Raw genomic sequence first — 23,826 nt, forward strand, 5'->3', positions numbered from 1 at the left:
ATAATTTATGTACCTAAAAGTGAACTGACGTTCTTATAAAACCGTTAATTCTACACTTTTGTAATTAGATTTTGGAGCATCACAAACCGAGCATTTGTAATTTTCTGGCAAGTCTGTAAAAGCGGTATTTGGAGGGATATTAAAAGTAGTGTCTCCGTACTCTTCATCATAAACAGTAAAACAAGACATACATTGGTGTACTGCTTTTACAAGTTGTTCTGCTTTATTGTTATCTTCGGCTGTAATCACATCTGTACGCCCTAGTTGTTTAAAGTATTTTTTACTAAGTTCCATTAGCAAACCTGGTAGTTCTATTTTATCTACATCTAAAGCATAAGCCTTATAAATATGTGTATTGGGATCAAAATTTTTAAAATGCAATACATTATACGTAGGCCTAATAACAAAATCTTTAGCTATTGTAGGTGCTGTATTTTTTTCTATAATTACAGATGCAAAATGAGATCTTTTACCAGATTCATTACTTAACCCAAATGTTAAACCGTAGGTACTAATATCATTTTGGTTTAAACTAAGCACCAAAAAGTTTTTTAAATCTAAGGCCTCTATGTCATCTACTGGCAAATGCCAATTCATTTCTAATTGAGAATGCCTTATGTTTATACCTCTTTGTCCTAAAAAGCGTTCTAAGCTAGGTCTACTCTGCTTTTTTATGCCTTTTACAATAAAAGATTTCCAAGGAGTTATACAAATTTTACCTATACCGTTATCTAAACAAAAGCCGCAAAATTCTTTTAAAAAATTTAAATCGTACTTATTATTTCTCCAATATAAACCAAGCCAATATTGGTCTAGTCCCATACGGTTCATACCCTCATAATAAGGAAAAGTAAGGTAAGGCACCTCTAGTTTTTTTTCTATGGTTTTGTTATTGGTGTCTAGTTTTTTGCTAAGCATAAAAAATAATTCTTCAACGTTTTCTACGTCTTCATAAATATCTTCAATAGCTTTAGATATTATATTAATATCCCAACTGTATACCAATACTGGGTAATAATCTCCTTTTTCCCAATGTGGTAACTTAATATTTAAATACCAATAATCTTCACTATCAGATGCTATAAAATTTAAATTACCACTAAAAATGGGTACTAGTCTTTGTTTAGGATCTGTTATATTTATTTTTAATTTAGGTAGGTAATTAAATCGTTCTAAGATATATAAAAAGGTAGATCCTTTTAACCAAAAAGTCATATCAAAAATATCTGCACATACATAGGAAGATACTATGTTTTGATAAACTCTTTTACCTATAATATCTGTATTATACTCAGATATACGCTCTAACTGCTCTTCTTTGGTATTCTCTAAAGGAAAAAGTAAATCTTGTCTAGAGCCAAAATAAACTTCTTTAAGACCTGCAGCCTCTAACATTGTTATAATATCTTTTAACTCGCCAGGAGAAGTTACACCACCTTTTATTAAAATTCTATGTAAATCATCATTCATTATAAAAATTATTAATTTGCTAGTAAAAGCTGACTATTAAGTATTTCCTTAATTTCTGGTTTACAACTACCACAACCCAAGCCTGCTCCTGTTTGCGAGCATAAGTTTGCAAAATTTGTACAACCATCTTTAATTGCGTCTGTAACATTACCTTCACCAACTTGGCTGCATGAACAAACTAATTTGCCTTTTAAAGGTGCTGTACTAGATGCTCCTCTTAGTAATTCATTTCGTTTTTCAGACAGTTCTATTTCCTCTTCAATTAAACGTTTAAATTCTGCAAATTCATTTTTATCACCCATTAAAATAGCTCCTTTTAATGTATCATTTTTAACTATGCATTTTTTATAAAAACGCTTACTAACATCCATTAAAATTATTTCTTCGTAACTATTATCCTCTGCTGGCGAGTTTACCATTCCTATGCTACACAAGTCTAAATTTTCGAATTTTAAAATATTCATTAAAACTGAACCGTTATAAATACTACTGTAATCTCCTAAAATATAATTTGCTGCAATATCTGCCTGTTGTTCTGCTGCAGAGGTAATACCAAAAAGTGAGTTGTTAAACTCTGCTATTTCACCCAATGCAAATATAGATGGGTTACTTGTTTGCATATAAGAGTTTACTATAACACCACGCCTAGTTTTTAGTTTTGTTTGCTTTGCTAACTCTATATTTGGTCTAGTACCTATGGCGTAAACTATAGCATTGCACTTTATGGTTTTTCCTGTTTTTAGATTTACCAAAATACTGTGACTTGTTGTTTTTTCATCAAAAACAGTACTTACTTCATTATCAAAATATAAATTTATATCTCTTTCTAACACGTCTTGCGCTAATAACCTACTCGCAACATTGTCTAATTGACGCTCCATAAGTCTGGGCGCCCTTTGTATAATACTTATGTTTACATTAATTTTTTTTAAGGCCGCTGCTAGTTCTAATCCTAAGAGTCCGCCACCAACAATAACAACATGTTGTGCATTATTAGGTAAACCTGTTTCTTGCAAGTAATGTTTTAACTTATCTGCATCCCCACGCTCTCTCATAGTAAACCTACCCGGTAAATTAATAGGCACATCACTAGGTACAAATGCTCTACTTCCGGTAGCCATTATTAACAAATTATAGCTATGTGTAACACCATTAGAATCTGTAACTTGTTGTTCTTTTTCATTTATGTTAAAAATTCCTATTCCTGCATGCAAAGTTATATTCAACTTTTTTAGCTCGCCCTTTTTTAGTTTTTCTAAAGATTGCCATGAGAGTTCATTACTCACATATTCTGGCAATAAAACTCTGTTGTAAAATGGATCTTTTTCTTTAGAGAAAACATGTAGCTCATCAACAGTATTTTTTTCTCTATAAGTTTGTATAAATCTATATGCCGCAGCCCCTGCACCAATAACTATAATTTTTTGTTTGGGTTTACTATATTTTTCTACTTGTACGGCACAGTATTTAAAATCTGGTTCTTTAGATACAGGGTCTACAATATCATTAGTTAAATTATTAGCTCTACCAAAATCATTATTTAATATTTTACCCCAATGCATTGGTAAAAAAACTACTTGTTCTCTTATATCAAAATTTATAGTTACTTTAACCTGCACCTTGCCTCTTTTACTTTTTACTACAGCAATATCTCCTTCTTTTAGTTTTCTTAAAAAGGCATCTACTTTATTCATTTCTAAATATGGCATAGGTATGTGTGTAAGTAAGCGTTTTACCTTACCTGTTTTTGTTCTGGTATGCCATTGGTCTCTTACCCTACCTGTATTTAAAATTAGAGGATAGTCTACATTTGTTTCTTCAGATTGATTGTAAGTTTCTGAGGGAGCATTAAAATGTGCTTTTGTATCTGGAGTATTAAATACTAAATTATGAAATAAACGTGGCGTACCCGGATGGTTTTTGTGTGGCACAGGCCACTGAAAACTACCTTCCTCCTTTAGCCGTTTATAAGATAGGCCAGATATATCTATACTTGTACCTTTAGTAAGCAAACAGTACTCATCGTAAACCTCGCTAGCATTAGTATAATTAAACCCAGAGTATCCCATTTCTTGCGCAAAACGCCATAATATTTCTGCGTCTGGCAATGCTTCGCCTGGTGCATTTATAACTTTTGGTAGGTAACTAATTCGCCTTTCAGAATTTGTCATTGTACCTTCTTTCTCTAACCAACCTGCAGCAGGTAAAAGTAGATCTGCAAATTTTGTGGTTTCAGAATTATGAGAAATATCTTGTACTACAACAAAGTTTGCTTTTTTTAATGCGCGTTCTACTTTATTTACATTAGGCATACTTACCACAGGGTTTGTACAAATAATCCAAATTGCTTTTAATTTACCTTCATCTAAGGCATTAAACATTTCTATTGCGGTATAACCCGGCTTAGCCTGTATTTGTTTACCTCCCCAAAAATCTGACACTTCTTTTCTGTGTTCAGGATTATTCAAATCTTTATGTACCGCCAACAAATTTGCCATACCACCAACCTCACGACCTCCCATAGCATTGGGCTGTCCTGTTAACGAAAATGGGCCAGATCCTGGCTTGCCTATTTGCCCCGTTAGTAATGATATATTTAGTAATGCTACATTTTTAGAAACCCCAATTACACTTTGGTTAAGCCCCATTGTCCACATACTAATAAAGCCTTTTGCATTACCAATATATAGTGCTGCTTTTTTTATATCTTCTGCCTTTATACCACATTTTTTAGCCGCAGTAGTTAAGGTTAATTGAAAAGCACTTGCTTTACATGCTTCAAAATTTACGGTGTGCTTTTTAATAAAGTTTTTATCTGTTTTTTTCTTTTCTATAAGTACCCTAGCTATAGCATTAAAGAGAATTACATCTGTACCCGGTAAAATCTGTAAATGTAAATCTGCAGAAGCACAAGTTTGTGTTTTTCTAGGGTCTACAACTATTATTTTTACATTAGGGTTTTCTTCTTTATGCTTTTCTAAACGCCTAAATAATATTGGGTGACACCAAGCCGGGTTAGCTCCTGCAATTAAAAAGCAATCTGCCAATTCTATATCTGCATACGCAATTGGCACAGAATCTTCTCCCACTGTTTTTTTATAACCAACCACCGCAGAACTCATACACAAGCGTGAGTTGGTATCTATATTATTACTCCCAATAAACCCTTTTAGTAATTTATTAGCTAAATAATATTCTTCTGTTAAGCACTGGCCAGAAACGTAAAAACCCACACTATCTGGTCCGTGTTTATCTATAATAGTTTTAAAAACAGCAGCCGCTCTTTTAAATGCATTATCCCATGTAACTTTTTGTAAAGGATGATTTTTACTCCATCGCATTTCTGGATACAAAATACGGTCTGTGGTATCTTGCGCAACATAATTAAGGTTTTTGCCTTTAGAACACAACATACCTTTGTTAACCGGATAATTTTCATTACCGGACACTGTTAATACACCTTTGGTATCTTTCTCTACTACTACTCCGCAACCTACTCCGCAATAACTGCAAATAGTTTTATGTTTTGTATTTTTTTGCATAGCTCTAAATAACAGATGTAAAAACATCATTCTTTAACTATGGAAAGATACAGAATTACGTATTAATACGTAGTAGTGATTTAATAATAATATAGGGATGAAATTATTTATTCTATAAATAAACCTCTAAAAAATAAGAAGTTATATAGTTTACCCAAAACTACACTTAAAAAAGAGTATATTTTAAACCAAATTATACTGTTGTGCTTTTTTAGATAAATCTATTAAATTTTTTACTTCCATTTTACGCATTAAATTAAACCTATGTGTTTCTACCGTACGTTTACTATTTTGTAGTTTTTCTGAAATTTGCTTGTTAGTTAAACCTGTTAACACAAGCTCCAATACCTGTAATTCTTTACTTGTAAGATCAAAAGGATTACTATTATTTTTAGAAGTTTTTACTGTTTCAGATACTGTTTTATTACCATTTAGCAAATTATTTACAAGTACATTAGAAATGTCTCCGCTAAAATATTTACCTCCTTGCTGCACAGTGCGTATTGCTTTTATAAACTCTACTTTACCTGTATCTTTTAGCAAATAACCATTTGCTCCTGCTTTTACAGATTTAAGAATATATTCTTCCGAATCATGCATAGATAGTATTATGGCTTTTGTAGTGGTACCTTGTTTATTAAGTATTTCTACGGCATCTATGCCATTCATTATTGGCATTCTAATATCTATAATTAAAAGATCTGGATTTTTTTCTTCTACAATCTCAATTGCTTCTTTACCGTTAGACACCTCTGCAACCACAACCAAATCTTTTTCTTCTTCAAGCAAAGAACGTATTCCGTCTCTAACTAAAGAATGATCATCTGCCAATACAATACTTATAGTGCTACTCATCAATCAAAATATTTTTACAAATATAATTTAAAAATACGTAGTGACATACGTAATATACTTAGGCTATATTATAAAAAAAGTCGCCACATAATACTGTAGCGACCAGGGAACAGTTATTTAATTGATGATTATTTTGTTGTGTTTAAAAATTTAGGTTTAATAGTTAACATTGCCCAAGCCCAATTTTGACTTCCTGCAGATGCATCTTTGGTAGTTCCTTTTAACTCATACATACCATCGTTAGCAAACATTTGAGAATAACCAACTGCCAAACCATACCCTTTAAACTTTTTAGAAAAAACAAGGTCTAGCTCTGTGCCCAAAGATTTATCGCCACTTGCTAACTCTTGTTCTCCACTAAAATTTAACGCTTTTATCATAAGACTAGAGGTGTCATTTAGTTTAAAATTAGCGCTAATATGTACATCTAATAAACCTACAGAATTAGCGTGGTTACCCACATAAAAATAATCCATAAAACCATTAAATTTATGGTTGGTTCCGTAAAGAGGAAAAAAAGCTCCTGTTTCACCAGCATCTGCGTCATTACCACTAATTAACTCAAAACCGGCACCTAGAGTAACCTTGTTAGATGTTTTATAATTTAAATCTAAACTTGCCAAATAAGCTCCTTTTACATCAATTTCTCCTTGTCTTTTTCCGGTTTGTAAAAACAAATTACTACTTACGCCTAGCTTCCCTTTTTTGTATGCTAAATGTGTACCAATGGTAACTAAACTACTTGTACCATCTGGAGTTGTAGCATCATCTTCATACTCCTGAAAACCATTATTTAACACTAACAAACTACCAGAAAAAGTGTCCCAACTTTGTTTAGCATATAAATACTGCATTGTTTTATAAGAGAAAAAGCCTGTGGTACTATATTCCGTTCCTACAGATGAAAAACCAGATAAATTTGCCTTATCTTGATTAAATGCGAGACCTACATCTAATAAAAAATTATCTTTTTTATACTTTAACAATGCAGCATCATGATTACGTGCTTGTTGAGCCCAACCTACAGAACCTAATATTCTTTGATCGTCATAATCTATTGTTTGTCTTCCTATTTTTGTAGTAAACCCTTTTCCTAAATTTAACTCTCCCCAAGCTTCAAAAACAGCAAAAGAGTTATTGGCATCTGCAGGTAATAATTGTCTATTTTCTCCCCAAGTTAAAACATCTTGTAAACTTAAGTAAAACTTGTAATTTTCTGTATTATATCCAAAATTTAAACGAGCCCTTGTTGCAACACCAAATCCAGCATCTGTATCTTCTGCAATAGGACTGCCAAACCCATGTCTGTACTCTGTTCTTGGTCTAAATTCACCATCTAATGTAAACTGTGCGAATGTATAATTAGCAATAAATAAAAAAAGGCATAGTATTAGGTATTGATATTTTTTCATAATCTATTTTTTATAGTGTTTTATATTAATTTTAGTGTTCTAAAAAATCTATTAAATGCTTTCTGCAAGCGTAGTAATCTTTGTGTTCTAAAACAGATTTTCTTGTTCTAGGTCTTTCAAAATCTACAGTTAGTACGTCTCCAATTTTTGCCCTTGGGCCACTAGTCATCATCACTACTCTGTCTGCTAAAAAAATAGCTTCATCTACATCATGAGTAATCATTACTGCTGTAATTTTCTCTTTGTTCCATATTTCTATTAAAATATCCTGAAGCTCTCCTCTTGTTAACGAATCTAACATTCCAAAAGGCTCATCTAACAACAATACTTTGGGCTTAATAGCAAATGCCCTTGCAATACCAACTCTTTGTTGCATACCTTGAGATAGCTCTGTTGCTTTTTTATTAAAAGCCCCATCTAAACCTACTTTGTGTAAATAATATTTGGCTATATCTACACGTTGTTTTTTAGGAATGTGAGGAAAAACTTGGTTTACACCTAATAAAACATTTTGCAAGGCTGTCATCCAAGGCATTAAACTTGGTGATTGAAAAATTACGCCTCTATCTGGACCAGGTCCTTTTACAGGGTTACCCAAAACAGATATGTTTCCGCCAGAAATAGAGTTTAAGCCAGCTATCATAGAAAGCATTGTTGTTTTTCCACAACCAGAATGCCCTATAATTGTAACAAACTCCTCTTTCATTATTTGTAAATTTAAATTCTCTAATACCACGTAGTCTCCTTTTGGTGTTGGGTAAACCTTTTTTAAATTAATAAGGTCTAACATTACTTTAGAAGGGTAGTAAATTCCGTTTTCAAAGTTGGTATTGTCTGTTTTTGTAATAGTTGCACTCATTTTTCTATTTTTTTAAAATTGACCAACAAAACTTTTTGGCGTAGCATCTGGCAAGACATACTCTGTATTAGAAACGGACTTTCTGCTTTCTCCTATAGCCATTAAATAGGCAATAATTTTATTTCTAGTCTCTATATAGTTTATATTATCATTTAATTTTGTCTTGTCTCTTGGGCGCTCTATATCTATAATAAACTCTGGTCCCAATGTTGCTTTTGGCCCTGGTTTTAAAGGAATAATTCTATCTGCCATATAAATACCTTCATCAACATCATTTGTAATTAGCAAAGCAGTTCTTTTGTCTTTACTCCAAATATTTAATATTTCATCTTGTAAATTGCCTCTGGTTAACGCATCTAAAGCCCCTAAAGGTTCATCCATAATTATCATTTCTGGTTTCATAGCCAATGCTCTAGCCACAGAGACTCTCTGCCTCATTCCGCCAGACAATTCTTTTGGCCTTTTATCAATTGCGTGTGATAGGCCTACCATCTTTATAAAACTAACAACCCTTTCTTTAATTTCTGTTTTACTTTCTTTTGGAAAAGCCTCCTTAACAGCCATTGCAACATTCTGATACACTGTTAACCAAGGAAGTAGTGAGTAATTTTGAAAAATAACTCCACGTTTGTGACTTGTGCCAACTACAGGTTCTCCCTTAAAAAGCACCTCTCCACTGGTTGGTTTTATTAAGCCATTAATTAAATTTACTAGTGTAGTTTTTCCGCTTCCAGTAAAACCTACAATAGCAACAAACTCCCCTTCTTCTATTTTTAAATTGATGTTAGAAAGTACCTCTGTACTATTATTTCCTTGACCGTATGTTTTACACACATTTTTTAATTCTAAATACGCCATAGTGCTTGATTTTATAAATTAAATGCCCTCGTTTTTATTAAAAGACACCATTTGTTGAATGGTTAGCATTAACCTATCTAACAAAAAGCCTATAATGCCAATAACAAACATTGCCACTATAATTTTAGCGTTAGAATCGTTTGCTCCGTTTTGAAATTCTTCCCAAACAAACAAACCTAAACCTGGACTTTGAGCCAGTAACTCTATAGCAATTAGAACCATCCAGGCAACTGATAGTGTAATTCTAAGTCCAGTAAATATTAACGGTAATGAAGAAGGTAAAATAACTTTAAATACTTTTTGAAAAGTTCCTAGCTTTAAAACTTTAGCTACATTTATATAGTCTTTATCTACAGAAGAAACACCCATTGCGGTGTTAACTAAAGTTGCCCACATTGCGCACAAACCAACACTAACAAAAGAAATTACAAATGCATTATCTGAGCTGGCTCCTATATATAATGTTTTTACAATCATAAAAACTAACAAATACCAAACTACTGGAGACACAGGTTTAAATATTTGAATAAACCAATTAAATGCACTTCTAAGAGACGGACTTAATCCTATAATAACACCTATAGGAACTGCTATAATAAGTGCAAGCAAAAATCCTGCAAAAACAGTTTTTATACTAGTTAAAACAATATCTATAAAGGAGGCTCTACCGGTATAAACTATTGCCTTTTTACCTTGTGCAATTAACTTAGCATTAGTAGACTCCATTTTTAAATTAAAGGCATCTTTTTTTGCTTGAATTAAATGATGATCTGCAATTAAAGACATAAATGAAGCCCATACCTGAGTTGGTGATGGTAAAGTATTTGGCTGACACCTACTTTCTCCTGAAGCAATACAAGCCCTTTCTGCATCCGCAGCAGCCGGACCTTGTTCTTCCAATGCCTTTTCAATTCTATAGGCAGCTTCTTTATTGTACAATGCCTTAGAACCAAGATGCCACAGCCCCAAAAACAAAAGGATAGAAACAATAGTTATTGCTGTTTTTTTTAATGATTTTGATACCGCATCTTTTTCAAACTTAGATTTAACAATTGAAGCTATTTGCTTAAAAAAAGCAAAACCAGAGTGCTGTTTCTTTAATGTAATTTCTTGTTTCATCGTATATTCTTTTTTGGGTTGTAGTGGTAGTTAATCTTTATTACCTATGGCAAAACTGTTTATATAACCAATAGGATCTTTTGCATCATAAAGAGTACCGTCTATAAAATCTGTTGTTGCTGGCTTATAACCATCTGTTTCTGGTATATCTTCCTTTGGTATTTTGCCTTCGGCAACCAATAAGTCTGCAGCTTTTCTCCAAACATCTGGGCGGTAAATTTCTTTTATTGTTTCCTTGTACCAAGCGGCAGGTTTTGCTTCTGAAATTTGTCCCCATCGTCTCATTTGTGTTAAAAACCAAATTCCGTCAGAATAAAAAGGATATGTAGCATTGTATTTGTAAAACACATTAAAATCTGGCATAGAACGTTTGTCTCCTTTTTCAAACTCAAAAGTACCCGTCATAGAATTTGCTAATACTTCTTCTGGAGCACCTACATATTGTGACATAGATAATATTTTAACGGCCTCTTTTCTGTTGTTAGGATTATCTAACCACTTACCAGCTCTTATTAAAGCTTTTGTAACCGCTACTGCAGTATTAGGGTTTTCTTCTACAAACTTTTTTGTCATTACAAATACTTTTTCTGGGTTATTTTTCCATATGTCATAATTTGTAACAACTGGTACACCTATACCTTTAAAAACTGCTTGTTGGTTCCAAGGTTCGCCCACACAATAGCCATAAATTGTTCCAGATTCTAAAGTAGCCGGCATTTGTGGCGGTGGTGTTACAGATAGTAAAACTTCAGCATCAATTTGTCCCTGCACATTATCTGCCGTATACATACCTGGGTGTATACCCGCTGCAGCCAACCAATACCTTATTTCGTAATTGTGAGTAGATACAGGAAAAACCATCCCCATTTTAAATGGTTTTCCGCTGTTTTTATACTCAGCTACTACTGGTTTTAAAGCATCTGCCTTAATTGGATGTATTGTTTTTCCGTTATCATCTAAAGGCACATTGGGTTTCATTTTTGCCCAAACATCATTAGATACTGTTATTCCGTTTCCATTTAAATCCATAGAAAACGGAGTAACCAATTTTGCACGCCTACCAAAGCCTACTCCTGCTGCTATTGGTTGTCCTGCTAGCATATGAGAACCATCTAACTGGCCATCTATAACACGGTCTAAAACATTTTTCCAGTTAGACTGTGCCTCAACAGAAACAAAAAGTCCTTCCTCCTCAAAAAAGCCTTTTTCTTTAGCTATAGCTAAAGGAGCCATATCTGTTAATTTTATAAATCCAAAAGTTAATTGTGGTTTTTCAATTTCAAATGCCGATGCTGCTACATCTTCTGTAGTAGTTTTTTCTTTTTTTTCTTTACTGCCACAAGACCAAAGAAAAACTAGAGCCATTAAATAAAGAGGTACATTTTTTACTGTATTTTTCATAGTTAATTATTTAGAGTGTTCTACGTATTAATACTTATTAAAACAAAAGTATACGTATACTTTCTAAAATTTTATGAAATAAAACAGAACAAAACATTCTTTTACACCATTAAAAAACCTGTATTAACGCATAAAAAAGAGATAAAAGCCTAATAACAAACCAGTTACAAATAAAAAAAGTTGCGTATATATACGCAACTTACTACTTAATACTACCTATTTATTTTATAAATCTAAATAGTAATTATGCTCAGAAATTTCTTTTTTAAGTAAAGCAATGTTAGTTATTCCTATTTTTTTTCCCTTCGTAAAAATTAAACTTTCTTTTTTTAGGGCAGAAAAAACTCTTATTACTTGTTCTTCTGTAGTACCAGCATAATCTGCATATTCTCGTCTACTTAGTTGCAAGTTTAAAAAACCATTATAATCTTTAAATTTTCTATGTATGTAAAGCAAGCTGTCTACAACACGTTCTCTAACTGTCATTTGTGAAATGGTTTTTAGTTTTGCCTCACTCCTATTAAGTTCGTTTGCATAAAAAAGCATCATATCATAAGTAAATGTTGCATTACTTTTTAATTTGGTCTGCAAACTATCTTTAGAATAATAACACAAAATACTATCCTCTAAAGCCATTGCTCCTATAGAGTAATACTCTTCTGTTCCAAAACCACGGTGACCTATTATTTCTCCTTCTTTAGCAAATCTCACAATTTGTTCTTTACCGTTTAATCCTGTTCTATACACTTTTACTTTACCTTTTAAAATAAAAAAAAGACCATTAACCGGTGCTCCTTCTATTATAAACTGCTGTCCTTTTTTACAACTAATTTCTGTTTTTAAGACAGAAAAAAAATCATCCCTTTCTGCTAATACACTTCTTTTAACCAAACAATCTGCATTCATACAACTTTTACAAGAAGTAGCTAAAAATGTATACTTATTAGGCATAATAATTATTTTAGATTTAAAATTAGAGGCAAAAACTAGATATTTAATACACTTAGCTTAGAGGCTAGAATGAAGCACTCTTTGTAATTCTTCTTCAAAAAAAGAAGGATGCTCTGCTACTACATCACCAATAACTATTACACCAGGAAGGGCAATATTGATATTGTTTTTAACGGTATTACAACTAGACAAGGTGCCTGTTATGCAGGTTTCTTTACCTAAAGTACCGTTTTGTATTATAGCAAAAGGCGTTAACTTACTTCTATGTTTTGCAACTTCTTGAGCTATTTTAATAAACTTACGTACTCCCATAAGTATTACCAATGTTGCAGAAGATTTTGCAGCTAAAATTAAATCATTAGAAAATGATCCATCTTTTTTTGTGGCTGTCATTACCCAAAAGCTACTGCTTACACCCCTACGAGTTACTGGTATACCTTGGCTGGCGGGCACTGCTATTGCACTACTTATCCCAGGAACAACAGTTACTGGTATACCAAAAGATTCTACGTATTCTATTTCTTCACTAGCCCTACCAAACACAAAAGGATCTCCTCCCTTTAAACGCACGGCGTGCCCGTATTTATATGCGCTTTCTACTATAAGTTTATTTATGTCACCTTGTAATAAAGAATGTTTTCCACAACGCTTACCTACGTATATTTTAGGTATAGAATTATCAATTTCACTAAGTAAATCTATGCTTACTAGTGCATCATATAAAATTACATCAGCTTGCTGCAAAACCTTAATTCCCCTAAGGGTAATAAGGTCTACACCGCCCGGCCCAGCACCTACTAAACTTACTTTAGGATTTTTTGACTGCATCATAATATATAATTATTAAGGTGAAAAATTATTAATACAACAACAAAACTACGTATTTATTTTGATAAAAACAGATAAAATATACGTAATAATACGTATTTTTGTTATTGTAATCTCATAATCATGTACGTATGAAAACCGTAATTGTAGTAGGAAATGGAATGGTAGGCTATAAGTTTTGCGAAAAATTTGTGGCCAAAGAAACAAATAAAGATTTTAAGCTTATTGTTTTTGGCGATGAGCCAAGACCCGCTTATGACCGTGTACATTTAAGTGAGTTTTTTGAAAATAAAGATGCAAAGGCATTAGAAATGGCTCCTGCAGAATGGTATATAAAAAATAACATTGAACTATACACCAACGAACGCATTGCAGATATTAACCGACAAGAGAAAACAATTACCACTGCTAAAAATAGAGATTTCACCTATGATTATCTTGTTTTAGCCACAGGATCAGCTGCATTTGTACCTCCTATTAAAGGGGTTGAGAAAGAAGGTGTTTTTGTTTACCGAACAATTGAAGATTTAGAAGGGATGCTAGCGTATGCTGCTAAATTAAAATCTACCAAATCTAATGCAAAAGCTGCGGTTTTAGGAGGCGGATTATTAGGTCTTGAGGCTGGAAAAGCTGTTATGGATATGGGCTTAGAACCTCATATAGTTGAGTTTGCTCCAAAATTAATGCCAAGACAATTAGATAGTAGAAGCAGCCAAGTACTACAATTAAAATTAGAATCTATTGGTTTACATATACACCTTGGCAAAGCTACCAACCAAATACTAGGAGATAAAGTTATTACCGGAATGGAGTTTGGAGAAGATGATGTTTTAGATGTAGATATGCTAATAATATCTGCTGGCATTAGACCAAGAGATGAGTTAGGAAAAGCTTGTGGATTAGAAATAGGGGTGCGTGGCGGCATAGTAGTTAACAACAAAATGCAAACTTCTGATGAAAACATATATGCCATTGGAGAAATTGCCTTGTACAACCAAATGATATACGGCCTTGTTGCCCCTGGCTATGAGATGGCTACTGTTGCTGTAGACCAAATAATAGGTAATACTAACAATATTATGTCTAAAAGTATAGATATGTCTACCAAATTAAAATTAATTGGTGTAGATGTTGCCAGCTTTGGAGATCCGTTTATGCCTGCAACTAAAGGTCATTCTGTTATTTTTGAAAATAAAACACAACATTTATACAAAAGAATAAATGTAAGTCTTGATGGCAAAAAATTACTTGGCGGAATTTTAGTTGGCGACGCTACTGATTATAGTATGCTACATCAAATATATTTAAATGGTATGCCAATTCCTTCAGATCCTTCTCAATTAATATTACCTGCCGGAGATGGCACTGCCTCCTTTGGTAGCGCTATGGATTTGCCAGATACTGCGGTTGTTTGTTCTTGTGAAGCCGTAACTAAAGGTCAAGTTTGTTGCTCTGTAAAAGATGATGGAAATGAAACTGTAAAAGATGTTGCCAAAGCTACCAAAGCAACAACTGGTTGTGGCGGTTGTAAACCTATGGTAACAGATTTAGTAAATGAAACTTTAAAATCTTTAGGCAAAGTTGTAAAAGAACGTATTTGTGAGCATTTTGATTACTCTAGGCAGGAGTTATATGATATTGTAAAGATGAAAAATATTAAAGATTATGATGAGCTTTTAGATACTCACGGAAAAGGCAATGGTTGCGAAGTTTGTAAGCCTTTAGCGGCGTCATTATTTGCAAGTATATTTAATGAAACAGCTAACAAACAAGATACAATACAGGACTCTAATGACAGGTATTTAGCTAACATACAGCGTAACGGAACCTACTCTGTTGTGCCACGTGTTGCTGGCGGAGAAATATCTCCAAAACAAATGATTGCTATGGGCAGAATTGCTCAAAAATATGATTTATACACCAAAATTACAGGCGGACAACGTATAGATATGTTTGGAGCAAAACTACATGAACTTCCACTTATTTGGGAAGAGTTAATTGCAGAAGGCTTTGAAACCGGACAAGCTTATGGTAAATCTTTACGTACCGTAAAAAGCTGTGTAGGATCTACTTGGTGCAGATATGGCATGGATGAAAGTGTAAGTTTTGCCATTGAAATAGAAAACAGATATAAAGGCATACGTTCTCCTCATAAATTTAAAGGTGGCGTATCTGGTTGTATTAGAGAATGTGCAGAAGCACGCGGTAAAGATTTTGGTTTTATTGCTGTAGAGGGCGGCTGGAATATTTACATATGCGGTAACGGTGGCGCAACTCCTAAGCACGCTGTTTTATTGGCAGAAAAAGTAGATAAAAAAACGGCTATTACGTATGTAGACAGGTTTTTAATGTACTATATACAAACTGCACAACCATTAATGCGTACTGCGGCTTGGCTAGACAAGTTAGAAGGTGGTATAGATTACGTAAAGGACGTAGTTATTAATGATTGCCTTGGCATTGTAGATCAGTTAGACAAGGATATGCAACATTTGGTAGACACATACAAATGCGAATGGAAAGAGGCTGTAGAAACTCCTGAAATTAGAGCCAAGTACACACATTTTGTAAATTCTACAGAAGAAGATGAAAATATAGAGTTTGTAGCTCTTAGAGACCAAAAAATGCCAGCTCCTTGGGTGTAATCATAAAACAGAACTAAAAATATATAAGGATGATAACATCAATTTTAAAAGAATACTCGCCAACAGCTTTAAACCAAGTAACTACGTGGTTTAAAGCTGCCAAAACAAGTAAGTTCCCTAAAAATGGTGGTGCTTGCGTAAAATATAAAAACAAACAAATTGCCGTTTTTAATTTTACAAGAGAAGGCAAATGGTATGCCTGCCAAAACTTATGTCCGCATAAAATGGAAATGGTACTCTCTCGCGGAATGATTGGCGAAGATATGGGAACACCTAAAGTGGCTTGCCCATTACATAAAAACACATTTTCTCTAGAAACAGGAGAAAATTTAAACGGCACTTTAGATGCTATTGCAACATATCCTGTAAAAATTGAAGATGGTTTTGTGTATATTGGGTTTTCTGAATAGCTTTGAAAACAAACCTAAGCAAAAATGACAACAACTAACAAATTAGAGCAGGCTTTTTACCTTTTTGATAAAGCTAACGAGCAAGACCCAAACAAGGAAATATACAAGGGTAAAGAATATGCAAAAGAAGTGCTTTACGCTATGCGTATGACAGACAAATTAAATTCTTTTGCTCCTAATGCCTCAGAAACGTTACAACTAACAGCACGTTGCCAACATATTTGCAGATGGGAAATACCAAGAGATTCTTATGAAATAAACAGAACAGGTTATTTAAAATGGAGGCAAGATTTAAAAAAATATCACGCTAAAAAAGCAAGTGAAATTTTAACCGCTGTTGGATATGACCAAAACACCATTGAAAAAGTCGCTTTTTTACTTGAAAAAAAACAATTAAAAAAAAATGAAGAAACACAAACATTAGAGGACGTTATTTGCTTGGTATTTTTAGAATTTTATTTTGAGCCTTTTGCAAAAAAATATTCCGAAGAAAAACTAATAGATATTTTACAAAAAACTTGGAGAAAAATGTCTGAAAAAGGACAAAATGCGGCATTAAAACTACCTCTATCAAAATCATCATTAGAGCTTGTAGGCAAAGCATTGTCTTAATTAATTGCTTAATATAAGGCCATTTTATGAGTCATAAAAAACTTGAAAAATCTTTAGATAATACTACATTTTTAAGAATTAGAAAATGGTATTTACTAGCGTTATTAGCTATTGCTTTTTCAATTGTGTTTTCTCAGGTGTTAATACAAATGCATTTAAATTCCCAATTAAACGACTCTAGAGTTATAAATGTAGCTGGCAGACAACGGGCATATAGCCAAAAATTAGTAAAAGATATTTTACTATTACAAAGAGCAACTCTAAAAAAAGAAAGAGATACAGTTCTAAAAAACACAAAAAAAACATTAGATGTATGGCGTATTTCTCATAAAGCCCTACAATTTGGTAATGACTCTATGGGTATACCAAAAGAAGACAACAAAGCCATTTTAGCGTTGCTGCAAAAAATTACACCACATCACAATGCAATGATTAAGGCTGCAGAACGCACTATTGTTTATAATACTACTGACGGATTTAAAGATTCTATTGGCTTAAAAGAAAATATAAATATCATTTTAAAAAATGAAAAAATATTTTTAAACCTAATGGATACTATTGTAAATAAGTATGATAGTATTAGTAAAACACAACTTGAAAAATTAAAGCAAAAAGAGCATTTATTAGTAGCCTTTTCTTTACTAATTCTTTTATTAGAGATCCTATTTATTTTTAGACCACTGTCTATACAAATTAGAAACACCATAAGTAAACTATTAAAAAGTAAAATTGAATCTGAAGAAAACACTTTAAAAATAGAACAGCTTTACCAAGAAAAACAAAACTCCCTGCAAGAACTGCAAGAGCTTAACTTTGTTATAGACAATGCTGCACTGTTTGCTAGTATTAAAAATAATGAAAGTGTAGTTTTTATAAGTAAAAAATTTCAGGAGCTTTTGGGTTGTAGCACACAAGATTTAGCAAAACCATTATCTGAAATACTTACAACAAATGAAGGTCAACAACAGTATTTAAAAGAGGTTTTAAAAAGTAACAGAAAAAATATTAGAAACGAAGAAATAAAAATAAGAACAAAGAAAGAGCAAGACATTTGGTTAGATATGTCTATAATTCCGCTCCATAATTCTTCAAAAAAGCAAAATATTTTAATTCTATGTTCTGATATTACCGAGCGTATAGAAAATCAGCAAAAACTAGAACAACTAACCAAGCAAAGTTTTGAAGACAAAATTTTGCAGAGAAAACTACAAGCCAGTCTTATTGTTGAAGGGCAAGAAGAAGAGCGCAAACGTATAGCAAAAGATATACATGATGGTATTGGACAAATGCTAACAGCTCTTAAGTTTAATATTGAATCTATTAATTTAGAGAACAAAGATAAAACAAAGGAAAAAATAGCCTATTTAAAATCACTTTGCACAGACTTAATAAAGGGCGTACGCACAGCTACATTTAACCTTACTCCACCGGAGCTTAAGGACCACGGTATTTTTCCTGCCTTGCAAAAAATGACTACAGAACTGTCTAAACTAACCGGGAAAAATATACTTTTTGAAAACAAAACAGAAAAAAACATTAGGTTTAGTTCCTTAGCAGAAACTAACATTTATAGGGTTGCACAAGAAGCAATAAACAATGCTATTAAATATGCTAACGCCAATTATATTTTATTAAGTATAAATTACAACCAAAATACACTAAGCGTTTTAATTGATGATGACGGTAATGGTTTTGATGATTCCATTTTAAACAAAACACCTAAAAATAATAGCGAAGGTGGTATGGGATTATTTTATATGAAAGAACGTATAAGCTATATTAACGGCAGACTTTTTATTAACTCCACACCTGGTAAAGGAACAAGAGTAACTATAAATTACAAACCCGAAAAAACTACTAAGCAACAACCATAAAACTGTAATTATGAAAATACGAATTAGAGAAAACTCTGTTAGATATAGACTTACTAAAAGTGAAGTAGAAGCATTTTGTAAAAGAGGTTATTTTATACAACAAACCGAATTTAACACCTCCTTATTTTGTTATGAGATAAGAACCAAAGATGGCATAAGAAATTTAGAAACAGATTTTAAAAATAATACCATATCTATATACGTGCCCAACAGTTACACAACAGATTGGCATACTAACTCTATTGTAGGTTTTAGTAATACGTATACAACCAAACAAGGCAAAGAGCTTTCTATTTTAGTAGAAAAAGATTTTGTTTGTATGGATGAAACTGTAGAAGACCAATCTGACAATTACCCTAACCCAAAGGCTTAAAATATTTATAAACGAAAAAAGAGCGCCTATAAGACACTCTTGTTTAACTAACCAACTAAAATACTTAATATAGTAACTAATCTTCTTTATCTTCTTCAAACTCAGTTTCTGCAACACCAGTTTTAGCTGTGTTTAAATCTCTAAACTGTAAGCTTGGTTTTTTTCCGTCAAAATCAAAAACTAAAATCTCTTTAGACTGCATAAAGTCTAAACTTTTAAAACTATTAAATTTATTGTTTTGTAATTGTAATACTTTAAGGTTAACCAATTGCCCAAATTCCTGAGGAATGTCTCCCATTAATTGGTTGTTAGCTATAACTAATTCTTTAAGCTCTACTAAATTACCTAATTCCCTTGGTACAAAGCCAACTAAAGTGTTTTCAAAAAGTCCTAAACTCTCTAATTTGGTTAAGCTTCCTAACTCATCTGGTATTATACCTGTTAATTTATTACTTGAAACGTTAAACTCCTTTAGGTTTTTTAATTTCCCAATACTTTTAGGAATTTCTCCCTTTATAAGGTTGTTAAATAAAATTAGGTTTTCTAAATTAGTTAACTCACCTATTTTGGTAGGTAATTCACCCGTTAACATATTCATTTCTAAATGAAGCGTTTTTAACTCTTTTAATTTAGTAATTGTTTCTGGTATTACACCGTTTATTTTATTAAAGGCTAAATTTAAGTCTTGTAAACTTTTTAATTTAGAAATTGTTTTTGGCAACGTACCCTCTAAGTTGTTTCTAAATAAATTTATACCAACAACCCTATTATCTTTTACTGAAACACCTTTCCATGTAGAAACAGGTTTTTGTAAATCCCATTTAGTTGTCCATTCACTACCATTTGTAGCGTTGTACAAATCTATTAACACCGCTTTCTCTTTTAAAGAAATTTGTGCTGTAACCGCCTGCAACGTAATGGCTACAAAAGCCAAAATTGTGTAAGTAAAATTCTTTTTCATTTGTATGCTAGTTTTGCTGGTATTGTGATACAAAGAGAAGCTAATTATAGACAACTGGCAAAATTATTAGATGAAATACAGGCACTTAGCTCATTTTTGTTGTGAAATGCGCTTTTTTTGTGGTTTAGCAAATCTACTTACAAATACTTGTTTTTCTTACATATCTTCTAGGCTAAGAGTTAAATCTTCCCAAGTAGCCATAAGTTGTTTTAATTTTTTCTTTTTGGCTTCATATTTATCAAAAAAATCTGGTTCAGCTATGGTAGCTTCATACTCCAATAAAAGTTTTTCATCTATCTTTTTAATAGCGCTTTCTAAAGTAGAAATTTCACTCTCTACATTACTAAGCTTATTTTTTAAAGACTTTATTTTTTTCTGATCTTTATAGTCTACTTTTTTATTTTCCTCTTTTTTTACTTCTTGCTTTACCTTAGTTTTTTTCTCAATTGCCCTAAAGTTTTCTGCCTTACGTTGCTCTAAGTAGTAATCTATATCACCAAGGTACTCGCGTATTTTTTGATCTTTAAACTCATACACTTTGTTAGTTAAGCCCTGTAAAAAATCTCTATCATGGGATACAAGTATTAGCGTACCTTCAAAATTTTGTAATGCTTGTTTTAATACATTTTTAGATTTTATATCTAAGTGGTTGGTAGGCTCATCCATTACAAGCACATTTAGTGGTTGCAATAACATTTTAGCTAGCGCTAAACGGTTACGCTCACCACCAGACAAAACTCTTACATACTTGTCTACATCATCTCCTCTAAACAAAAAAGACCCTAAAATATCTCTAACTTTACTACGGTTAGTTTCATTAGCTGCATCTATCATAGTATCTAAAATGGTTTTGGTACCATCTAAATACTCCGCTTGGTTTTGAGCAAAATATCCTATTTGTACATTATGCCCAAGTTTTAAATGACCATTATAGTCTAACTCACCCACCATAATTTTAGCCAAAGTAGACTTACCTTGACCATTTTGCCCTACAAAGGCAGTTTTACTATCACGCTCAATTAATAAATCTATATTATTTAAAACTTGTTTATCTCCGTAGCTTTTAGATAAATTTTCAATCTCAGCAATAATTTTTCCTGGAGTTATAGATACCGGAAAACGTAAATTCATAACGCTATTATCATCCTCATCAACCTCTATCCTATCAATCTTATCTAATTTTTTAATTAAAGATTGCGCCATAGTTGCCTTAGATGCTTTTGCTCTAAATTTTTCTATTAACTTTTCTGTTTGTTGTATTTGTTTTTCCTGATTTTTTTGTGCGCTTAATTGTTGTGTTTTAAGCTCATTACGCTGTATTAAATACTCTGAGTATGGTTTATTGTAGTCATAAATTCTACCCAAAGAAATTTCTATAGTTCTGTTGGTAACGTTATCTAAAAACATTTTATCATGCGATACAATTACCACTGCTCCAGAATAGCCCTTTAAAAACTGCTCTAACCAAATAATAGATTCTATATCTAAATGGTTTGTAGGCTCATCTAAAAGCAACACATCATTGGTTTGTAATAGTAACTTTGCCAACTCTATACGCATACGCCATCCGCCAGAAAATGTTTCGGTTTTTTTATCAAAATCTTCTCTGTTAAAACCCAGACCTTGTAATACTTTTTCAGTTTCTCCTTGGTAGTTGTAACCTCCAAGAATTTCATAATGATGCGTTATATCATTTAAGTCTACAATTAGTTGACTATAACTTTCACTTTCATAATCTGTACGTTCTGCTAGCTGATGATTAATTTCATCTAACTTTAGCTCTAATGCCTTTATTTCTTCAAATGCTTGGTAAGATTCTTCTAGAACAGACCTACCTTCTACAAAATCTATATCTTGTTTTAAAAAACCAATTTTTACATCTTTATCTGCGGCTATTGTACCACTATCTATTGGCATTTCTTTAGACAGTAGTTTTAACAGTGTAGATTTACCTGCTCCATTTTTTCCTATTAACCCAACACGGTTTCCAGGATTTAGTCTAAAAGAAATTTCTTCGAATAAAAACTCTCCTCCAAAAGAGACAGATAAATTGTGAATATTAAGCATAAATTGTGACTAATGTTACAGATGAAAATTATAGAATATAGTATTTTTGTAAAAACTTTTTGCAAATGTTAAAAAAAGGAAACAAACTTGGCAGTATTTTAACAGGAACTTGTCCTAAATGTCATTCTGAGAGTATGTATAAGGATAAAAATCCGTATCATTTGGCTAATGTTTACGATATGCACGAGCGTTGTTCTCATTGCAATACTAAATACCAAATGGAGCCTTCTTTTTTTTACGGAGCAATGTATGTTAGTTATGGTGTTGGTATTGCATTTGCTGTTGCTGCTTTTTTTATTTCGTATTTATTTATTAAAACAAGTCTTTTAGTAAGTTTTATTTGCATAGTTGGCACCTTAATTGGGTTTATGCCAATAATTATGAGGCTATCTCGTAATATTTGGATTAATATGTTTGTACATTACGATAAAAATGCAATTGCTAATTTTAAGAAACAGAAGCAAAATACCTCTTTATAAAACGTTTACAGTCTATTTCGGGAGTAAGTGCTTGGTTATTTTCTATAAAATTATATAATTGTTGTGCAGCATACGGCCCAGCCATTACTCCTCTAGAGCCAAAGCCATTTAATACAAAAATATTTTTATACTTAGGATGCTCCCCAACAAGTGGTTTACGATCTGCAACCGTTGGCCTTACACCTGCCTTATGGTCTACCACCTCATAATTACACTTTAAAAAGGTAGTAAGTTTGGTTAGCAATTCTTCTTTTGCTGCTTTTGAGGTGTTATTAGTTTTATCATCTCTATTAAAAGTGGCGCCAACTCTGTACAAACTATTACCCATTGGAATAATAAATACCGATGACTTAATAACGCTTTCTTCCTTTAAATCTGGTGCTTTTATAGTTAACAGCTCGCCTTTGGTTCCATTTAAAGGTAAATAATTAAAATATGGATTGTTTTTTAGCCCAAAACCAGTTGCAAAAATTATTTTTTCTGCTTTTATGCCTTTGTAGTTTATACAGTCATCTTCAATTGTTAGTGCATTAAAATTAAAGGTTTCTTGCAGCAAAGCATTTTTAGAAATTAGGTAATTTTTATAGGTAAATAAAAGCTCTTTAGTATCTATTCTACCTGTGTGCAAAACCTCTCCGTAGCCAAAATTAGCATCTATATTAGCATTTTTATTTTGAATAATTTTAGGTGATAAAAAATAACTAAGACTAGGTTTGTCCATAGCTTCAAACCACATATTTTGTTCTTCTACAGATGCAAATCTACGTATTACAGGTATTTTATAATCTAGCTGTACTTGTAACTTTTTTTCTAATGCTTTGTAAAATGGCAAAGCAATATCTAATTGTTGTTTAGCATACCAAGCCAATGTAAAGCGTTTTAATATCACTGGATTGTATAAACCGCCAGCTACTACAGAAGATGTTTGTGAGTTGTCTGCAATTACCTTAAACGTTTTATTGTTTTGTGCTAGTGTTTCACAAAAAGAGATACCTGCCAAACCAAGACCTACAACTAAATAATTTACCATAAAACAAAAGTAGATAAAGTAGCTTAATTTAAAGCACAAAAAAACTCCCTAGAATAAATATTCTAGGGAGTTTGCTTATT

Annotated in this window: 19 protein-coding genes; 6 read left to right on the forward strand and 13 right to left on the reverse strand. The window is 32.4% G+C overall.

Annotation, left to right across the window (positions count from 1 at the left end; all coding sequences use genetic code 11):
• Window positions 1-33: 33 nt before the first annotated feature.
• The 10 genes from BFJ87_RS01355 to cobA all read right to left on the reverse strand — a co-directional run bounded on the left by BFJ87_RS01355 (window position 34) and on the right by cobA (window position 13,298).
• Window positions 34-1,470 carry a rubredoxin gene (locus BFJ87_RS01355; RefSeq protein WP_077398899.1) on the reverse strand — a complete coding sequence of 479 codons (1,437 nt, stop codon included), beginning with the start codon at window positions 1,468-1,470 and terminating at the stop codon, window positions 34-36.
• Window positions 1,471-1,481: 11 nt separating this feature from the next.
• Window positions 1,482-5,012: a nitrate reductase gene (locus tag BFJ87_RS01360; RefSeq protein ID WP_077398901.1), complete on the reverse strand. Its 3,531-nt coding sequence runs from the start codon at window positions 5,010-5,012 to the stop codon at window positions 1,482-1,484.
• A 183-nt stretch (window positions 5,013-5,195) separates the two neighbouring features.
• The gene (locus BFJ87_RS01365; RefSeq protein ID WP_077398902.1) at window positions 5,196-5,867 is read right to left on the reverse strand and encodes a response regulator transcription factor; all 672 of its coding nucleotides are present in this window, start codon (window positions 5,865-5,867) and stop codon (window positions 5,196-5,198) included.
• Window positions 5,868-5,995: 128 nt separating this feature from the next.
• Entirely contained in the window at window positions 5,996-7,279 is a 1,284-nt protein-coding gene (locus BFJ87_RS01370; RefSeq protein WP_077398903.1) for an alginate export family protein, read from the reverse strand.
• Window positions 7,280-7,310: 31 nt separating this feature from the next.
• On the reverse strand, window positions 7,311-8,138 hold the full coding sequence (locus BFJ87_RS16945; RefSeq protein ID WP_077398904.1) for an ABC transporter ATP-binding protein: 828 nt from the start codon (window positions 8,136-8,138) through the stop codon (window positions 7,311-7,313).
• A 12-nt stretch (window positions 8,139-8,150) separates the two neighbouring features.
• Window positions 8,151-8,996 (reverse strand): ABC transporter ATP-binding protein, encoded by an 846-nt coding sequence (locus BFJ87_RS16950; RefSeq protein ID WP_077398905.1) that lies wholly within the window; start codon window positions 8,994-8,996, stop codon window positions 8,151-8,153.
• A gap of 18 nt (window positions 8,997-9,014) precedes the next feature.
• Window positions 9,015-10,115, reverse strand: a complete 1,101-nt coding sequence (locus BFJ87_RS01385) for an ABC transporter permease (RefSeq protein ID WP_077398906.1) — start codon at window positions 10,113-10,115, stop codon at window positions 9,015-9,017.
• Window positions 10,116-10,145: 30 nt separating this feature from the next.
• Window positions 10,146-11,516: a CmpA/NrtA family ABC transporter substrate-binding protein gene (locus BFJ87_RS01390; RefSeq protein ID WP_077398908.1), complete on the reverse strand. Its 1,371-nt coding sequence runs from the start codon at window positions 11,514-11,516 to the stop codon at window positions 10,146-10,148.
• A gap of 225 nt (window positions 11,517-11,741) precedes the next feature.
• Window positions 11,742-12,467 (reverse strand): Crp/Fnr family transcriptional regulator, encoded by a 726-nt coding sequence (locus BFJ87_RS01395; protein WP_077398910.1) that lies wholly within the window; start codon window positions 12,465-12,467, stop codon window positions 11,742-11,744.
• 57 nt (window positions 12,468-12,524) lie between these two features.
• Window positions 12,525-13,298, reverse strand: a complete 774-nt coding sequence (gene cobA, locus BFJ87_RS01400) for a uroporphyrinogen-III C-methyltransferase (RefSeq protein ID WP_077398912.1) — start codon at window positions 13,296-13,298, stop codon at window positions 12,525-12,527.
• 128 nt (window positions 13,299-13,426) lie between these two features.
• Between cobA and nirB the strand changes: the two genes are divergently transcribed.
• The 5 genes from nirB to BFJ87_RS01425 are packed head-to-tail and all read left to right on the forward strand — an operon-like array spanning window position 13,427 to window position 19,209.
• Complete coding sequence (gene nirB, locus BFJ87_RS01405; protein WP_077398914.1) at window positions 13,427-15,940, forward strand: nitrite reductase large subunit NirB; 2,514 nt, start codon at window positions 13,427-13,429, stop codon at window positions 15,938-15,940.
• Between the two features lie 29 nt (window positions 15,941-15,969).
• The gene (gene nirD, locus BFJ87_RS01410) at window positions 15,970-16,350 is read left to right on the forward strand and encodes a nitrite reductase small subunit NirD (protein WP_420836110.1); all 381 of its coding nucleotides are present in this window, start codon (window positions 15,970-15,972) and stop codon (window positions 16,348-16,350) included.
• A gap of 24 nt (window positions 16,351-16,374) precedes the next feature.
• Window positions 16,375-16,962: a DUF4202 domain-containing protein gene (locus BFJ87_RS01415; protein ID WP_077398916.1), complete on the forward strand. Its 588-nt coding sequence runs from the start codon at window positions 16,375-16,377 to the stop codon at window positions 16,960-16,962.
• A 26-nt stretch (window positions 16,963-16,988) separates the two neighbouring features.
• Entirely contained in the window at window positions 16,989-18,836 is a 1,848-nt protein-coding gene (locus BFJ87_RS01420; protein ID WP_077398918.1) for a sensor histidine kinase, read from the forward strand.
• A 10-nt stretch (window positions 18,837-18,846) separates the two neighbouring features.
• Window positions 18,847-19,209, forward strand: coding sequence for a DUF7009 family protein (locus BFJ87_RS01425; protein WP_077398920.1), 363 nt, complete (start codon window positions 18,847-18,849; stop codon window positions 19,207-19,209).
• 76 nt (window positions 19,210-19,285) lie between these two features.
• Here BFJ87_RS01425 and BFJ87_RS01430 read toward each other — a convergent pair whose 3' ends face one another.
• Both BFJ87_RS01430 and BFJ87_RS01435 read right to left on the reverse strand, forming a co-directional pair.
• On the reverse strand, window positions 19,286-20,170 hold the full coding sequence (locus BFJ87_RS01430; RefSeq protein ID WP_077398922.1) for a leucine-rich repeat domain-containing protein: 885 nt from the start codon (window positions 20,168-20,170) through the stop codon (window positions 19,286-19,288).
• Between the two features lie 156 nt (window positions 20,171-20,326).
• A complete protein-coding gene (locus BFJ87_RS01435) occupies window positions 20,327-22,237 on the reverse strand; it encodes an ABC-F family ATP-binding cassette domain-containing protein (protein ID WP_077398924.1) in 1,911 nt (636 codons plus the stop codon).
• Window positions 22,238-22,302: 65 nt separating this feature from the next.
• Here BFJ87_RS01435 and BFJ87_RS01440 point away from each other — a divergent pair, with 65 nt between their 5' ends.
• On the forward strand, window positions 22,303-22,716 hold the full coding sequence (locus tag BFJ87_RS01440) for a DUF983 domain-containing protein (protein WP_077398926.1): 414 nt from the start codon (window positions 22,303-22,305) through the stop codon (window positions 22,714-22,716).
• Here BFJ87_RS01440 and BFJ87_RS01445 read toward each other — a convergent pair.
• A complete protein-coding gene (locus BFJ87_RS01445; RefSeq protein WP_077398928.1) occupies window positions 22,685-23,746 on the reverse strand; it encodes an NAD(P)/FAD-dependent oxidoreductase in 1,062 nt (353 codons plus the stop codon). The two genes, BFJ87_RS01440 and BFJ87_RS01445, sit on opposite strands and share 32 nt — an antisense overlap.
• Window positions 23,747-23,826: the final 80 nt, after the last annotated feature.

It is taken from the genome of Cellulophaga omnivescoria (assembly GCF_001999725.1).
Lineage (GTDB): Bacteria > Bacteroidota > Bacteroidia > Flavobacteriales > Flavobacteriaceae > Cellulophaga > Cellulophaga omnivescoria.

What these genes read in the sequence shown, in the direction of transcription:
- BFJ87_RS01355 (WP_077398899.1), bottom strand. Translation starts at nt 1,470, where the DNA reads ATGAATGATGATTTACATAGAATTTTAATAAAAGGTGGTGTAACTTCT.
- BFJ87_RS01360 (WP_077398901.1), bottom strand. Translation starts at nt 5,012, where the DNA reads ATGCAAAAAAATACAAAACATAAAACTATTTGCAGTTATTGCGGAGTA.
- BFJ87_RS01365 (WP_077398902.1), bottom strand. Translation starts at nt 5,867, where the DNA reads ATGAGTAGCACTATAAGTATTGTATTGGCAGATGATCATTCTTTAGTT.
- BFJ87_RS01370 (WP_077398903.1), bottom strand. Translation starts at nt 7,279, where the DNA reads ATGAAAAAATATCAATACCTAATACTATGCCTTTTTTTATTTATTGCT.
- BFJ87_RS16945 (WP_077398904.1), bottom strand. Translation starts at nt 8,138, where the DNA reads ATGAGTGCAACTATTACAAAAACAGACAATACCAACTTTGAAAACGGA.
- BFJ87_RS16950 (WP_077398905.1), bottom strand. Translation starts at nt 8,996, where the DNA reads ATGGCGTATTTAGAATTAAAAAATGTGTGTAAAACATACGGTCAAGGA.
- BFJ87_RS01385 (WP_077398906.1), bottom strand. Translation starts at nt 10,115, where the DNA reads ATGAAACAAGAAATTACATTAAAGAAACAGCACTCTGGTTTTGCTTTT.
- BFJ87_RS01390 (WP_077398908.1), bottom strand. Translation starts at nt 11,516, where the DNA reads ATGAAAAATACAGTAAAAAATGTACCTCTTTATTTAATGGCTCTAGTT.
- BFJ87_RS01395 (WP_077398910.1), bottom strand. Translation starts at nt 12,467, where the DNA reads ATGCCTAATAAGTATACATTTTTAGCTACTTCTTGTAAAAGTTGTATG.
- cobA (WP_077398912.1), bottom strand. Translation starts at nt 13,298, where the DNA reads ATGATGCAGTCAAAAAATCCTAAAGTAAGTTTAGTAGGTGCTGGGCCG.
- nirB (WP_077398914.1), top strand. Translation starts at nt 13,427, where the DNA reads ATGAAAACCGTAATTGTAGTAGGAAATGGAATGGTAGGCTATAAGTTT.
- nirD (WP_420836110.1), top strand. Translation starts at nt 15,970, where the DNA reads ATGATAACATCAATTTTAAAAGAATACTCGCCAACAGCTTTAAACCAA.
- BFJ87_RS01415 (WP_077398916.1), top strand. Translation starts at nt 16,375, where the DNA reads ATGACAACAACTAACAAATTAGAGCAGGCTTTTTACCTTTTTGATAAA.
- BFJ87_RS01420 (WP_077398918.1), top strand. Translation starts at nt 16,989, where the DNA reads ATGAGTCATAAAAAACTTGAAAAATCTTTAGATAATACTACATTTTTA.
- BFJ87_RS01425 (WP_077398920.1), top strand. Translation starts at nt 18,847, where the DNA reads ATGAAAATACGAATTAGAGAAAACTCTGTTAGATATAGACTTACTAAA.
- BFJ87_RS01430 (WP_077398922.1), bottom strand. Translation starts at nt 20,170, where the DNA reads ATGAAAAAGAATTTTACTTACACAATTTTGGCTTTTGTAGCCATTACG.
- BFJ87_RS01435 (WP_077398924.1), bottom strand. Translation starts at nt 22,237, where the DNA reads ATGCTTAATATTCACAATTTATCTGTCTCTTTTGGAGGAGAGTTTTTA.
- BFJ87_RS01440 (WP_077398926.1), top strand. Translation starts at nt 22,303, where the DNA reads ATGTTAAAAAAAGGAAACAAACTTGGCAGTATTTTAACAGGAACTTGT.
- BFJ87_RS01445 (WP_077398928.1), bottom strand. Translation starts at nt 23,746, where the DNA reads ATGGTAAATTATTTAGTTGTAGGTCTTGGTTTGGCAGGTATCTCTTTT.